The organism is Nisaea sp. (assembly GCF_040217065.1).
Lineage (GTDB): Bacteria > Pseudomonadota > Alphaproteobacteria > Thalassobaculales > Thalassobaculaceae > Nisaea.
Genome location: NZ_JAVJNX010000008.1, coordinates 424,607 through 437,756, shown reverse-complemented (window position 1 = coordinate 437,756; position 13,150 = coordinate 424,607). Strand labels below are relative to the sequence as shown.

The window sequence follows — 13,150 nt, the reverse complement described above, 5'->3', positions numbered from 1 at the left end:
GGCCATTCTCAAAAATTCCTTCGGCAGAGATGCTTCAGGGACCAATTTAATCAACAACTGATTGCCAGATCGTAAACTTATGGGTTCTCCACGTTAAAACGCGCGTAAATCTAAAGGGGCGCTTCCGACGGGGCCAGGATGAACAAGCACGCAAATTCCGCGACCGGTCCCGTGCGCATATCAATCCTGCTTTACGAACGTGCCGCTAACCTGCAGTTTTTCTCGGCACGGCCTGACGCCAAGGCACTATGGTGTGAGGCGCGATCTCCGCGCCTCACCCAAACCGTGAGAACGCGAACGGCTCCAGCAGGGCCGGCTTCGTTCCTTCAAGCACCCAATCCGCCATCATTTCGGCAACCGCCGGTGCAATCGCCCAGCCATGTCCGTTCCAACCCACGGCATAGAGCACATTGGCATTGCCGGGCAGGCTGTCGATGATTGGGATATGATCGATGCTTTCGGCTTCGAGATGGTTTGTGTCTGCGGTCTCAATCTCTATTCCCTGGAGCGATGGATAGACCGCCACAGCGTCCGCAACATTGAGATCGACTTCCTTCTGGATCGGGGTGCCCGTGCGCGTTACCGGGTCCCAAATGCCGGGGCGGCCGCCAGAGATCATCAGTCGGCCGTCGGGCTCCCGCTTGAGCGACAACGTGCGGCTGGCATGACCAACAAGATGGCGCACCGGATTGCTCACGAGAGGCGCAGACACTGCGACGAGGAAGGTCCGGCTCCAGACCGGCAGGTCGACCCAGGGAGATGTCAGCTCCTTCACCCCGGCATTGCAGAACAGCAGCACCTTGCCGCCGACCAGGATCTCCTCGCCCTCCGCCGTGAGAACGCCGAACACCTTGCCGTTCCGCTCCAGCAGTTGTTCCGCCTCGACGCCCTCGCGCAGGACCGCGCCCGCCTGCCTGGCGAGAGCGGCATAGGCCAGCGTGGTTTTCTCGTGGAAGGCCACGCCGTCATCCGGGCAGAACAGGCCGGCACGGATCGCCGGAGACACATCCGGCTCAAGCTCCCGGACCTCGCCCGCAGACAGCACGCGGGAAGGGATGCCAAGCCGGGTCTGCAGGGCGGCACGAGCCTGCGCCGGAGCGATGTCTATCTCCCGCTCGATCAGCTGCAACTGGCCGGTCGTCTCGAAAAGCGGTTCGGTCTTGAGGGTCTCATGCAGGGCCGGCCACAGCGCCCGGGCCCGGACCATCAGCGGGATTTCCCTGACGTCGCGTCCGTTCGCCCGCACACCGCGCCGTCCCGGCCCGCCGGACGCGCCGGTGGCGAGCTTTCCGGCCTCGATCAGTTCGACCGCCTCGCCGCTTTTCGCCAGATGCCAGGCAACGGCCGCGCCATAGACGCCGCCGCCGACAATGAGGTGTTTTGCCATGGTTCGCTCCAGAGCTGGGATGCCCGTCTCCTATAGGCGAGGATGAATGTTCTGTCGAAGCGAACCGACATCATTGCAATTCGTTTACGACGCGAAGCGCAGGAGACGCACAACCATGGCATAGTGCACCGATTCGGTATTTCCGGTTCCACGATCAGGGAGAAAACATGTCTGCAATCCAGGCGATCGACGCGCGTCTATTTCAGATCCCTCTTCCGGAAGTCCTGTCCGATGCGCGGCACGGCGACCACACCCATTTCGAGCTGGTGACGGTGACGGTCACCCTGGCGGATGGCACCGAAGGCACAGGCTACACCTATACCGGCGGCAAGGGCGGACACGCGATTAGGGCGATGATCGAGCATGATCTCGCCCCCGCCCTGATCGGCCGCGACGGTGCCGAGGTCGAGGCAATCTTCGATTTCATGGAGGGGCACATCCATTATGTCGGACGCGGCGGCATCGCCGCATTCGCACTCTCGGCCATCGACACGGCCCTGTGGGATTGCCGGTGCAAGGCTGCGGGACAGCCGCTCTGGAAACTGGCCGGCGGCGCGGCCGACAGGGCCAAAATCTATTGCGGCGGGATCGATCTCAACTTCCCCCTACCGAAGCTTGTGGAGAGTGTCTGCGGCTATGTGAAGGACGGATATAACGGCGTCAAGATCAAGGTCGGCCATCCACGCCTCGAAGACGATGTCGAGCGTGTCGGCGCGGTGCGCGCGGCGCTGGGCCCGGACGTCACTTTCATGGTCGACGCCAATTACGCACTGTCGGTGGACGAGGCGATCAAAGCCGCCCGGGCTTTCGAGCCATACGACATCTACTGGTTCGAGGAGCCCATCATCCCGGACAATTACGCGGGATATGCCGAGATCGCACGGGAAAGCCCGGTCCCGCTCGCCATGGGAGAGAACCTGCACACCATTCACGAATTCGAGTTTGCTTTTGAGCAGGCCCGGCTGTCCTACATTCAGCCGGACGCATCAAACTGTGGCGGCGTCACCGGCTGGCTGCGGGTTGCCGAACGGGCGCGCCACCACGAAATTCCGATCTGCTCGCACGGCATGCAGGAGCTGCATGTAAGCCTCGTCGCGGCACAGCCCCATGCCGGCTGGGTGGAGGCACACAGCTTCCGCATCGACCAGTACACGACACGCCCGGTAAGGCTCGAAAACAGCCTCGCAGTCGCGCCAAACGAGCCGGGCATCGGGGTTTTGTTCGACTGGAGCCGGCTCGCGCCTTTTGCAGTCTGACGCTCCCAAATTCCAGGTCTCGGAGAGCGCTATTCGAATTCCATCTGGGCGAAGACGCGCCCGGCATTCTTGGTCGCCAGTTCCTCAAACGTGTCCAGATGCCTGTAGGGCGACTGGTCGACATAATAGGCGTCCGCCAGGGTGCCGTCCTTGTCGAGATGCTCCCGTATCCGCGCCCGGAGATAGACCAGGTAATCCTTCGTGTAGCGCCGCACCTGATCCATGTTTGTCGGGTGGCCGTGGCCCGGAATGACGTAGGTCGCCTTCAGCGGCTCGAAGCCCTGGTCCCAGCTTTCCAGCCAGGCCGCCGTGTCGGTTTCCTCGAAGATCGGCAGCATGCGCTCGTGAAAGGCCATGTCGCCGGCAATCACCAGGCTTTGCCGGGGCAGCCAGACGGAAACATCGCCGGGAGCGTGGGCCGGCCCGAGATTGAGAACCTCAATCGGAAAGCTTCCGAATTCAACGATATAGCGCTCGGCGAAGGTCTCGTCCGGCATGACGACCGTGGTTTTCTCCGCCTTCTCCTTCTGGATCCGGCGGGCTGCATCGAGACTGTCGTAACCCGACGCCTCGAATTCCGCCGCAGCTTCCTCGCTGGCGACGATCTTCACACCCTGCTCATGCCAGTAGCTGTTTCCCAGCATGGCATGGCCCTGACCGTTTTCATTGACGACGAGTCGGACGGGCTGATCGGTGACAGCCTTGATCTCCTCATGCAGAGCCGCAGCCAATTGCCAGGACGCACCACCATTGACCACGACCACGCCTTCTCCGGTAACAATGAAGCTGAGATTATTGTTGTGGCCGCTATTCTCGTAGGTCGGCGGTGCGGTGGCCCCGATGGCCGAAAAGACATCCGGAATGAACTCGACCGGTTTCGAATACAGGACAGATGCCGGATACTGGTCGGGAATGTCCTGACTGGCCCGGGCATCTCCGGCAATGTTTGCAACAAGCGCGCAGACGACCATGGCGTATCGACTGTATCTTACAATCATTTGATAGATTTCCTTCCGACACTGATTTTCTGGAACCGGCCGTTCCCGGCCCCGGTCCGCCCGTTCTTCGGGAGGACCGGGTCTTGGCAGTCTATTCCGCGGCGGCAGCCTGGTTTTCACGGCCGATCAGCCGCTCCGGCAGGAACCAGGCAACAGCGATGAAGGCAATGCCCATGATCAGGCCCGTCACCTCACCCGGAATGTTGAACAGCGCCGGATAACCGGTTCCGGCGACGGTGCCGAGCGTGGCCTTGCCACCGGCAATCTTGTCCAGAACGCCGGTCGCGGCGACATCCGCATAAGACAGCATGTAGGCAAAGGCGCCGACCAGGCCGCCAACGACAAACACCATGGCGTCATACCGCCCGGACGCCGCGGCGGCGAGGCCGGTTCCGGGACAGTACCCGGCAACAGCGAAACCGAGGCCAAGCAGCATCCCGCCAACAAAGACACCGACATAGGCATCCTTCACATCAAGATGCTCCGGGGAAACAAACCCTATCATCAGACCGCCGAAGGTCAGCACCGCGGCAACACCGATAGCAAGCAGAATGGCGCGCATCAGATGCAGGTCGGTCAGGTTCAGCATGCGGATGATGAAGTTCGGGTTGGTTGCACCGACCCGGTCGAGAGCGAATCCGAAGGCAGTGCCGATGACGATTGCAAGGACGATACCGCTCATATCAATTCTCCTTCCGGAACAGGACGAGGGCCGTCGGGATACCAACCAGGAAAACGCCGGCCGCGAAGATGAAGCCGGAGAGAGCGGTCTGCATCATGCCACTCATCATGTGCCCTGAGGTGCAGCCGCCGGCCAGCCGGGCGCCGTACAGTACGACAAAGCCGGCGAGAAAGGTTGTGAGATAGCGCTTCCACGGCTCGTCGCCGAAATTGGCCCGCCAGACTGCCGGCATTGCCTTTTCGGTTTTTTCCACGCCACCGCGCAGGCGGGCCGAAAGGGCGGCACCGGCAATCAGGGCCAAGACAAAGATGAAGCTGTAATTCAGCGGGTTTTCAACCGACCCGGCATATTTCCCGCCACTCTTGGCAAGATAGGCATTGCTGCTGGTGTAACCGCTTTTGGCTTCGCTTGACTCGGTCACGACAGAGCTGTCGACCGCGTCCCACAGAATGCCGTCAAGAATCACAAACTGGGTCGAAACACCGATCGGCTTCACCAGAAGAACCGCCGCGAAGAACACGGCCCCCAGCAAAAGTCCGCCCGCTTTCCAGGACAAGGGAGCTTTCATGGCATGACTTCCTTTACATGTTGATACGACCAAAAATTGTGCACGCAGCACGACAGGAGAGACGCACACAGGCTACATCAAACATATTCATTATTTTGAATGTTACAGGTTTTTCTGCTGAAATACAGTGAGGCCAGACGCTTTGTCGCACCCGAAACACCGTTTAATCGCGAATAAACGGAGAGAAAGCCGCACGCTTCGATTGCGTTTTCGGCATAGAATGAAAACATAAAAAAAACAGACCAAGGGAGGATTCGCCATGATGCGACGCATAGTCCCGGATGTTGTTTCCAATCAGGACCTTCTGACACTGCCACAGTCCGCCACGGTAGAGCAGGCTGCGATCCGCATGGCCGAGCGCCACGTCCGCTCCGTTATGGTGGTCGACGCGGACCGGCTGGTCGGCGTCTTTACCGGCACCGACCTGATCGAACGTGTGATCGCTGCGGGGAAAGGCCCAAAGGCAACCCTCCTTGCCGAAGTCATGAGCACCAGCCCCGAGACAATCTCCCCAGACCGTCCGGCAATCGAGGCGCTCCGCATGATGCAGGCGGGCGGCTACCGCCATCTTCCCGTCGTTCATGACAGCAAGCTGGTCGCCGTACTTTCCCGGCGCGATTTCATCCGCGAGGAGGAAGAAGAAATCGATCTGGAAGAAAAGCTCTGGGAAGAAATGTAGGATCGGACGGCCCGGAATGGTTCGTTCGAAGACTGAACCTTCCGCAATACCGACTCACCGCACATTTCCGCAATGTGGTTTTTCCGCAAGACGGATGTCGTGACGCTTCGGCATCTGGACGCCGTGTCCCGCGCCGTCCACACTCTCCGCACAAATTCGGGGAGCGAGAGAGATGGCACATTCAGAAAAACCTATAGAGGCACACGGCTTTGCCCGGGGCCTGACCAATTACGGTGATTTCGATTTCTCGCTCTATCTTCGCCGCTCCTTCGCCGCCTCAATGGGCTATCTGCCGGAGACGCTGGAAAAACCGATTGTCGGCATCGCCTATACCGGGTCCGGCTTCAATAACTGCCACCGGCATTTTCCCGAGCTGCTGGAAGCAGTGAAACGCGGGGTCCTGATGGCAGGAGCCCTGCCGATCGACTTCCCGACCATTTCCCTCGGCGAGGTTTATCTCAACCCGACCAGCCTGAAATTCCGCAACCTGATGAGCATGGACACCGAAGAGATGATCCGGGCCCAGCCGATGGATGCGGTCGTGCTGATGGGCGGCTGCGACAAGACCGTGCCCGCTCAGTTGATGGGCGCAGTCTCCGCTGATCTTCCGACCATCCAGCTTATCGGCGGTCCGATGATGACCTCCCGGTACACGACCGCGGGCGGCGACGAGGAACGACTCGGCGCCTGCACCGATTGCCGCCGGTTCTGGGCGCAGTATCGCGCCGGTACCGTGGACGATGTAGAGATCAGGGACATCGAGCGGCGGCTGGCGACCACGGCGGGAAGCTGCGCCGTGATGGGCACGGCCTCGACCATGGCCTGCATCGCCGAAGCCCTCGGCATGGCCCTGCCCGGCACTGCCGCCATCCCCGCCGTGCATGCCGACCGCCTGCGCGCGGCGGAAGCGACCGGTGCGGCAGCCGTGCGGATGATCAGCCGCCCGATCAAGCCGACGGAGATCGTCACCCGGGACTCCGTCGAGAACGCGCTGCGCGTCCTGCTGGCGCTCGGCGGCTCGACCAATGCCGTCATCCATCTGACGGCGATTGCTGGGCGCGCGGGTATCGACATCCCGCTGGACTGGTTCAACGAGCTGTCGGAAACCACTCCGGTGCTGGTGAACCTGAAGCCGGTTGGCAGTCACTACATGGAAGATCTGTTCGCCGCCGGCGGCCTGGGTGCCGTGCTGCGGGAGCTGAAGCCCCTGCTCAATCTCGACTGCATGACGGTCACCGGCGAGACCCTTGGCGAGCGGCTGGCCGCAGAGAGCGGTCCTGTGAACCGGGATGTGGTGTCTCCGGCCAGCAATCCGCTCGAGCCCAAGGGTGGACTGGTCGCGCTGTTCGGCAGTCTTGCGCCGGGTGGGGCCATCCTGAAACGCTCCGCCGCCGACCCGGCCCTGCTGGAAAAGGAAGGCCGCGCCGTCGTCTTCACCTCGCTCGAGGATCTGGCGGCCCGGATCGACGATCCGGACCTGGACGTTACCGCGGACGATATCCTGGTCTTGCAGAATGCCGGTCCGCGCAGCCCCTCGGGCATGCCGGAGGCCGGTTACCTGCCGATCCCGAAGAAGCTGTCCTCCAAGGGTGTGAAAGACATGGTCCGGATTTCCGACGCGCGGATGTCCGGTACCGCCTTCGGCACCATCGTTCTGCATGTCACGCCGGAGGCGGCGATCGGAGGTCCGCTCGCCCTCGCGAGAACCGGCGACCGGATTGCCCTGTCGGTCCGGGAAAAGCGGCTCGATCTCCTGGTCGACGAAGCCGAGCTCAGCCGTCGACGCGCCGATTTGGTAACCACAGAACGTGATCCACAGAGCCTGCGCGGCTATGACAGACTCTATGCAGAGCAAGTCCTGCAAGCCGACCAAGGCTGTGATTTCAGCTTGTTGAAGCCGCTGGTTAAGCGCTCAAAATAACTGCGGCATATAATATTGCGACGTCATTGAAAACACGCTATGGTATTCAGGTAATGGCACGGATGACTTCGCAATGGATCACGATACTCCACCGAGTTGGGATTTCTTCGGCACCGTAGAACGCCTGATTAGAGCGACGGAAATGCTTGTTGACCAGTATCCGGAGGGATCCGGTGCAAATCAGGATCTCTTGCAGAGCATGCTCATGCGGCTGACCGTCATCATGGAAGATTCCGCAGGCTATCTCGCCCAGGAAGATCCAGGCCAACGCAGCAATCTGGAAGATCGTTTGAGTTCAATCCGTACCCGGGTTTCCTCGAATCACAGGGATCTCGCCCCATCCAGAGCGAGCCATTCCGCGCTGGATCACAACGTTCGGCAACTTTCGCGCCTTCCCAACTAGCATCGTTTCCTGCCATTTTTTCCGGTCTCCAACCGGTGCGCCGGAAAAGCGAATGGCAGATGATCCCGGAATCTACTCAGCCGCCATCAGGAGGCCGTTGAAGCTGTCGACAGTGGAACGCATCGTATGTTGCGGTGCAGATTCGAGGAACTGTGTTCGCATCCGGACCTCCTCGCGCATTTCCTCGTCCTTGATCCAGACCAGAGCGAGCGGCACCGCCCCATCGGTAAATGGAAACGCATGCGGCTCGGCCATCAGCGAATGACGATAGCCATAAAGCCGCGGGGCCAACTGCGCTGCCGTGATTTTGGGCAGCGTGTTACCCACAGTCGCTGAGGCTCCCGCCTCGATCGCATAGGTGTAGGCAACAGTTGTGATATACCAGCTGATGCTGTTGCCGCGATCATAGCTATGCAGCCCCCCGCGCGAGCAGATATTCCCGCTCAATCGGACCTTTCCGCGCAAACCGGACCGGTGATGGCGCCAGTTATGCTCCTCCGGTCGATCATAGAAAAAACGCCCCTCCTCGAAATCATCCAGAAAATCCTCCGTCTCGAAGAAACGGAATGCGATGGTACAGGCAAGCTCACCCGTCGCCTTCCGAATGCTGACATATCGGCTGGCGGTCTGGTCGAGGTTTTCCGGCATAAACTGTGGGTTCACGAATTCTGAATGCCGGCGGATTTCATCACACCAAGCCTCCATGTCTGTCCCGCTTTCAAGGGTATAGCCAAAGCTATCAAGATAACTTGTGAATACGCGCCGACAATGCGGCACCAGAGCAGAAGAAGAGTAATCCATAATTGAGAACCCCGTCTTTAAAGAGACGACATTGCAAATTCTCTAGCAGCGTCATCTTCATGCACACAGCATTCTGCTGACTGCCAAATACCCGTCCTGCGACTTCGGTCGCAAACTCCCGTCTCGAACAGCGGGCGCCAACTTTAGACTTCGAACTTGCGCAGGAGCGTCCGCTTGCCAATAACTATACACGGAATGAGCGCTAAACAGACCTGGATTCGTTTAGGGATCGTTAACAAATTTAAACAGTCTTTATTTTATTGTGACTTGCGCGCGGTTGTTAAATTAATTCTTCATCCGCTTCATGTTTCGGTTCCACCGTTTACGGCAATCATCTGACTGCAGATGAAACCGCCGTCATCACCACACAGCAAAGACACCATTGCGGCGATATCCCCCGGCTCGCCCAAACGCCCCACCGGAATTCGCGACAGTTGCGACCGAATATGCTCGGCGTGTTCGGACCCAGATTCATCGGGTCTGATGGGCCCGGGCGAGATGACGTTCGCGGTGATCCCCGCCGGCGCGAATTCCTTGCCCAGCGCTTTTGTCAGCCCCCAGACACCATGCTTGGCGGCGGAAACCGGAGCCCGGCCGGCATATCCGTGAATTGCGTTCATGCCGGCCATGTTCACGATCCGGCCCCAACCGGCCTCGACCATGCCCGGCAGAAATGCGCGGGAGAGATAGAAGGCGCCATTCAGGTCAACCGAGATGACCCGGTCCCAATCATCATCCGACATTTCAAGAAGTTTCTTCTGCGGCCGGATCGCCGCATTGTTGACCAGGACATCGACCCGGCCAAACCGCTCCAGCGCCTCGCCGGCCATCGCGTGGACATCGGCACTTTTGCCGACATCTCCCATCGCCACCATGGCAGCAACGCCGATGCTCTCGACTTCCGCGGCCACATGCTCACAGGCATCACGGTCGCGGCTACCGTTCACAATAATGTTGAATCCGTCCCGCGCCAGACGCAACGCAATTGCCCGCCCTATGTTTCGCGCGGATCCACTGATGAAAGCAGTTCTGTTTGCCGATGCCATTTGAGCGATCCTCCAAGATTTTCCAGGAGGATAGCGTCTATATTCCGCATTCAGAAGAAGGGAATGTTAACGACGGCAGCGTGGCGGCTGGTCATAAATCGTCATATGGGCGCAATCACGCTCGAAAAACTCGGCCATGAGATCGAAGGGGTTTTTATCGACGTAAGCCTCGGTGCCAACCCATGTCGCGCCTGTGACGGCGGCGGCGGCGCAGCCGGAAAGACCGGCAAGAATGACCAAAAGACCAAGAAATCTGCTGCACGGACGCATTGTGCCTCCCAACCTGCGACGCTTTTGTCGCAAATGCCATGTAATATAGGATATCAAATTCCCCAGCGGGACGCCAGCCGCAAAACGGCATACTTCTTGCTGCATTCTCATTACGCTTGCGACAGGGTATACCCCGGTTGCACATGATAGCCGCAAACAGCATTCGGACGGACGTAATGGGAATTAGTTGGACCAGCTCAGATTATCCGAAACTTGCCGATCCTCACTTCATTGACGCGATCGGCCAGTTCGTCCATGCCCGACAGGCAGACGGTTACCAGTTTTCGATCGCCCTGATGGGCTATCAGGCCCTGTATTTCGATCCGGCATTTGAGGAAATGGTGAAGGAAGAGACAAAGATCGACCGGCTTCAGACGGTCGTGCACGAGATCCGGCGGGGCTCATTCATCAAACCGGGCGCGGGCGGCTGGGAAATCAGTTTTCGCGCCGACATCCTGATCCGCAATGAACTCGACCCGGCGACGCGCAAGCCTGTCGGTGAGGTCGACTATGCCTCGGATCTCGAGTATCGCGACCAGGTCCTCTATGCCAATGACGAGACAGGCATCGAGAACTTCAAATCCTGGTGCCGGGAAGTGGGCATCGAGGCCTGATCAAGCGCTGGCTTAGTTGCTGAAAATCTTATCGAACGGCATCGAATACATCAGAAGGAGGGATTCGGTTCCCGGATTCCGCTGATCCAGTCCGGCATTCGAAATGTGATGGAAGGTCAGGCCGAGGCGGGAATAATCGTCGAAACGGTACGCAAGCTCCACGCCTGATCGGAACTCAACGGCGTGGCCAAGGTCCTTGCTGTCACCATTACCGTAGATACCGACGGCGAAGTTAGGCGTCAAAACCCAGCGCTTGCCGAAAAATATATCCAGCCCGACCCCGCCATATCCGTAGGTCGCGCCGTTCGCATTTGCCATCAGTCCGACGAACGGTGAAAAGTGCCAGAGCTTGTTAGCCTCGGAAAACCGGTATTCGACACGGCCTTCTGCAGCCGTCTCGTCATCATTCACATCATAGACACCGGCACCAACGGAGAGGAAGGCTGGTTCCTCGGCCATCACGGCTCTTTCCATCGCGACCAGAGCTGTGATCGCCACAACGAGCAGACTTACATACTTGCGCACAATGTTTCCCCCCAAAGGAACGTGCGCATGATAGCCAGCCTTGCAGATGCTTCAAGTCTCGATAAGTGTCCGCAGCCGATCCATTGCCGACACGAGACTTCTGGCAATACCGGGCTCCATTGCGGAATGCCCGGCATCCGGCACCACCTCAAGCACAGCGTCGGGCCAGACCGATGCGAGGGCCGCCGCCGTCTCGATCGGGCAGATCACATCGTACCGGCCCTGAATGATGATCGCCGGCAGATGCGCTATACGGCCGACATTGTCGATCAACTGGCCCGGATTCAGAAAAACTCTGTTCACGAAGTAATGCGCCTCAAGACGCGCCAGGGACAGGGCACGACCGGGATGCTCGCGGCCGACCACAGGCAAGGGCAGCAGGACCGAACAGGCAGATTCATAGGCTGCCCAGGCTTCCGCCGCCGGCAAATGGACAGCCGGATCGGGATCCGTCAGCCGACGATAATAGTTTTGCAGAAGATCGTTCCGCTCTGCCTCCGGCAGGAACTGTTCGAAACGCCGTGCCGCTTCGGGGAAAAACTTGCCCATGCCGTGCATGAACCAGTCGAGCTCGGCATCCGAGCCGAGGAAAATGCCACGTAATACGAAACCGAGGCAGCGCTCCGGATGTGTCTGACCATAGGCAAGTGCCAGCGTGCTGCCCCAGGATCCGCCAAAGACGACCCAGCGTTCCACACCGAGCATCTCGCGGAAGCGTTCTATATCCGCGACCAGATCCTGCGTCGTGTTCCCCGTCAGTTCGGCCAGAGGTGTCGATCTTCCGGTTCCCCGCTGCTCGAACAGCAGCACGTTGAACAGCGCCGGATCGAAGAACCTGCGGTGTGCTTCCGATATCCCCGAACCGGGACCGCCATGCAGGAAGACCACCGGGATGCCGTCCGGATTACCAACCTGTTCCCAATACAACCGGTGCGGCTGATCGACCGTCAGGTAACCGCTCTGGCGGGCATCCGTCCGCGGGAAAAGAACTCTATCGGACACAGTCACTCCATCTGCCTGATTCGTGGTGGACCTCAATCATCCATATCCCGAGTGGCTGGAAGTGACCAGCCGTTCGATGCAGCCCGGGCGGCGCGCAACACGCTGTCGATACTGCGCTCTTGAGACACACCGGTCACCGTGATCGGATAGGAAATGGACATCTTCCGAATCCAGATCCGCTCCCTTGCGCTGTTCTTTGCCTTCCTGCTTTACGGCACGGAGGCCGCCGGTTCCGTGCAATGGCCGCAAGACGCGCCTGCCGCACAGATCAGAGAGCAGACCGCAACCGGCATCGTCGACGGCGACACGCTCATCCTTGCAGGCGGCAAGGAAGTGCGCCTGGTCGGAATACAGGCACCGAAGCTGCCGCTCGGACGCGCCGGTTTCAAAACCTGGCCGCTCGCGGAGGACTCCAGAGCCGCCCTGCGGCGGCTGACAGAAGGCCGCACGGTCTCGCTGCATTTCGGCGGTCGGCGGGAGGACCGTTACCGTCGCTATCTTGCCCATCTCACGCTGTCCGACGGGACCTGGGTTCAGGGTGCCTTGCTGGCGGCCGGCATGGCGCGGGTCTACAGTTTCAAGGACAACCGGGCCCTGATCGGCGAGATGCTCGCGCTTGAGCGGATCGCGCGCCGGGAGCGCCGCGGTATCTGGGCCCTGCCCTATTACCGGATCAGAAACCCGGCAGAGACATGGAACGATATCGACAGCTTCCAGTTAGTAGAGGGACGGGTCGTCGACGCAGCCCGGGTCCGCAATGTCGTCTATCTGAATTTCGGCCCCGACTGGCGAACCGACTTCACCTTCCGAATAGATCATCGTGCCCTGCGCCTGTTCGAGCGCGCCGGTATCGACCCTCTGAAGTATTCCGGACGGGCCGTGCGCGGCCGCGGCTGGGTGAAGCCGCAGAACGGGCCGCTGATCGAGATCACCCACCCGGAACAGCTTGAACTCCTGGGTGAATAGGTAAACATATCTGGCACGGGAACCGCGATCCG

16 protein-coding genes are annotated in these 13,150 nt (G+C 59.8%); 7 read left to right on the top strand and 9 right to left on the bottom strand.

All coding sequences use genetic code 11. From position 1 onward, the window contains the following. Positions 1 to 274: 274 nt before the first annotated feature. Entirely contained in the window at positions 275 to 1,387 is a 1,113-nt protein-coding gene (locus RH950_RS11125) for an NAD(P)/FAD-dependent oxidoreductase (RefSeq protein WP_350056677.1), read from the bottom strand. Between the two features lie 167 nt (positions 1,388 to 1,554). Between RH950_RS11125 and RH950_RS11120 the strand changes: the two genes are divergently transcribed. Next, positions 1,555 to 2,643, top strand: a complete 1,089-nt coding sequence (locus RH950_RS11120; RefSeq protein ID WP_350056675.1) for a mandelate racemase/muconate lactonizing enzyme family protein — start codon at positions 1,555 to 1,557, stop codon at positions 2,641 to 2,643. Between the two features lie 29 nt (positions 2,644 to 2,672). On the opposite strand, the gene RH950_RS11115 is transcribed toward RH950_RS11120, so the two are convergent. From RH950_RS11115 to RH950_RS11105, 3 genes are all read right to left on the bottom strand, one after another. Then, positions 2,673 to 3,641, bottom strand: coding sequence for an MBL fold metallo-hydrolase (locus RH950_RS11115; protein WP_350056673.1), 969 nt, complete (start codon positions 3,639 to 3,641; stop codon positions 2,673 to 2,675). A 91-nt stretch (positions 3,642 to 3,732) separates the two neighbouring features. Then, positions 3,733 to 4,323 (bottom strand): YeeE/YedE thiosulfate transporter family protein, encoded by a 591-nt coding sequence (locus tag RH950_RS11110; protein WP_350056671.1) that lies wholly within the window; start codon positions 4,321 to 4,323, stop codon positions 3,733 to 3,735. Between the two features lies 1 nt (position 4,324). Further along, positions 4,325 to 4,891 (bottom strand): YeeE/YedE thiosulfate transporter family protein, encoded by a 567-nt coding sequence (locus tag RH950_RS11105; protein ID WP_350056669.1) that lies wholly within the window; start codon positions 4,889 to 4,891, stop codon positions 4,325 to 4,327. Positions 4,892 to 5,150: 259 nt separating this feature from the next. Here RH950_RS11105 and RH950_RS11100 point away from each other — a divergent pair, with 259 nt between their 5' ends. The 3 genes from RH950_RS11100 to RH950_RS11090 all read left to right on the top strand — a co-directional run bounded on the left by RH950_RS11100 (position 5,151) and on the right by RH950_RS11090 (position 7,894). After that, positions 5,151 to 5,570 (top strand): CBS domain-containing protein, encoded by a 420-nt coding sequence (locus RH950_RS11100; protein ID WP_350056667.1) that lies wholly within the window; start codon positions 5,151 to 5,153, stop codon positions 5,568 to 5,570. A gap of 172 nt (positions 5,571 to 5,742) precedes the next feature. Further along, positions 5,743 to 7,491 (top strand): dihydroxy-acid dehydratase, encoded by a 1,749-nt coding sequence (locus RH950_RS11095; protein ID WP_350056665.1) that lies wholly within the window; start codon positions 5,743 to 5,745, stop codon positions 7,489 to 7,491. Between the two features lie 73 nt (positions 7,492 to 7,564). Further along, a complete protein-coding gene (locus tag RH950_RS11090; protein WP_350056663.1) occupies positions 7,565 to 7,894 on the top strand; it encodes a hypothetical protein in 330 nt (109 codons plus the stop codon). A gap of 72 nt (positions 7,895 to 7,966) precedes the next feature. Here the strand turns inward: RH950_RS11090 and RH950_RS11085 are convergent, their stop codons facing one another. Together RH950_RS11085 and RH950_RS11080 are read right to left on the bottom strand one after the other, a co-directional pair. After that, the gene (locus RH950_RS11085) at positions 7,967 to 8,695 is read right to left on the bottom strand and encodes a hypothetical protein (protein WP_350056661.1); all 729 of its coding nucleotides are present in this window, start codon (positions 8,693 to 8,695) and stop codon (positions 7,967 to 7,969) included. Between the two features lie 302 nt (positions 8,696 to 8,997). Continuing rightward, on the bottom strand, positions 8,998 to 9,741 hold the full coding sequence (locus RH950_RS11080) for an SDR family NAD(P)-dependent oxidoreductase (RefSeq protein ID WP_350056659.1): 744 nt from the start codon (positions 9,739 to 9,741) through the stop codon (positions 8,998 to 9,000). Positions 9,742 to 9,804: 63 nt separating this feature from the next. Between RH950_RS11080 and RH950_RS11075 the strand changes: the two genes are divergently transcribed. Together RH950_RS11075 and RH950_RS11070 are read left to right on the top strand one after the other, a co-directional pair. After that, positions 9,805 to 10,158 carry a hypothetical protein gene (locus RH950_RS11075; RefSeq protein ID WP_350056657.1) on the top strand — a complete coding sequence of 118 codons (354 nt, stop codon included), beginning with the start codon at positions 9,805 to 9,807 and terminating at the stop codon, positions 10,156 to 10,158. 29 nt (positions 10,159 to 10,187) lie between these two features. Further along, the gene (locus RH950_RS11070; RefSeq protein WP_350056655.1) at positions 10,188 to 10,625 is read left to right on the top strand and encodes a hypothetical protein; all 438 of its coding nucleotides are present in this window, start codon (positions 10,188 to 10,190) and stop codon (positions 10,623 to 10,625) included. Between the two features lie 12 nt (positions 10,626 to 10,637). Here the strand turns inward: RH950_RS11070 and RH950_RS11065 are convergent, their stop codons facing one another. From RH950_RS11065 to RH950_RS11055, 3 genes are read right to left on the bottom strand one after another with little or no spacing between them, the layout of a single operon-like run. Beyond that, a complete protein-coding gene (locus RH950_RS11065; protein ID WP_350056653.1) occupies positions 10,638 to 11,150 on the bottom strand; it encodes an acyloxyacyl hydrolase in 513 nt (170 codons plus the stop codon). Between the two features lie 51 nt (positions 11,151 to 11,201). Continuing rightward, positions 11,202 to 12,152, bottom strand: a complete 951-nt coding sequence (gene pip / locus RH950_RS11060) for a prolyl aminopeptidase (RefSeq protein WP_350056651.1) — start codon at positions 12,150 to 12,152, stop codon at positions 11,202 to 11,204. Between the two features lie 32 nt (positions 12,153 to 12,184). Next, the gene (locus tag RH950_RS11055) at positions 12,185 to 12,313 is read right to left on the bottom strand and encodes a hypothetical protein (protein WP_350056648.1); all 129 of its coding nucleotides are present in this window, start codon (positions 12,311 to 12,313) and stop codon (positions 12,185 to 12,187) included. Here RH950_RS11055 and RH950_RS11050 point away from each other — a divergent pair. After that, positions 12,306 to 13,118 carry a thermonuclease family protein gene (locus tag RH950_RS11050; RefSeq protein ID WP_350056646.1) on the top strand — a complete coding sequence of 271 codons (813 nt, stop codon included), beginning with the start codon at positions 12,306 to 12,308 and terminating at the stop codon, positions 13,116 to 13,118. The two genes, RH950_RS11055 and RH950_RS11050, sit on opposite strands and share 8 nt — an antisense overlap. The last annotated feature ends 32 nt before the right edge of the window (positions 13,119 to 13,150 follow it).

Coding starts and splice junctions, on each gene's coding strand:
- RH950_RS11050 (WP_350056646.1), top strand. CDS start 12,306: ATGGACATCTTCCGAATCCAGATCCGCTCCCTTGCGCTGTTCTTTGCC.
- RH950_RS11105 (WP_350056669.1), bottom strand. CDS start 4,891: ATGAAAGCTCCCTTGTCCTGGAAAGCGGGCGGACTTTTGCTGGGGGCC.
- RH950_RS11085 (WP_350056661.1), bottom strand. CDS start 8,695: ATGGATTACTCTTCTTCTGCTCTGGTGCCGCATTGTCGGCGCGTATTC.
- RH950_RS11055 (WP_350056648.1), bottom strand. CDS start 12,313: ATGTCCATTTCCTATCCGATCACGGTGACCGGTGTGTCTCAAGAGCGC.
- RH950_RS11100 (WP_350056667.1), top strand. CDS start 5,151: ATGATGCGACGCATAGTCCCGGATGTTGTTTCCAATCAGGACCTTCTG.
- RH950_RS11075 (WP_350056657.1), top strand. CDS start 9,805: ATGTTAACGACGGCAGCGTGGCGGCTGGTCATAAATCGTCATATGGGC.
- RH950_RS11095 (WP_350056665.1), top strand. CDS start 5,743: ATGGCACATTCAGAAAAACCTATAGAGGCACACGGCTTTGCCCGGGGC.
- RH950_RS11090 (WP_350056663.1), top strand. CDS start 7,565: ATGGATCACGATACTCCACCGAGTTGGGATTTCTTCGGCACCGTAGAA.
- RH950_RS11115 (WP_350056673.1), bottom strand. CDS start 3,641: ATGATTGTAAGATACAGTCGATACGCCATGGTCGTCTGCGCGCTTGTT.
- RH950_RS11110 (WP_350056671.1), bottom strand. CDS start 4,323: ATGAGCGGTATCGTCCTTGCAATCGTCATCGGCACTGCCTTCGGATTC.
- RH950_RS11080 (WP_350056659.1), bottom strand. CDS start 9,741: ATGGCATCGGCAAACAGAACTGCTTTCATCAGTGGATCCGCGCGAAAC.
- RH950_RS11120 (WP_350056675.1), top strand. CDS start 1,555: ATGTCTGCAATCCAGGCGATCGACGCGCGTCTATTTCAGATCCCTCTT.
- RH950_RS11125 (WP_350056677.1), bottom strand. CDS start 1,387: ATGGCAAAACACCTCATTGTCGGCGGCGGCGTCTATGGCGCGGCCGTT.
- RH950_RS11070 (WP_350056655.1), top strand. CDS start 10,188: ATGGGAATTAGTTGGACCAGCTCAGATTATCCGAAACTTGCCGATCCT.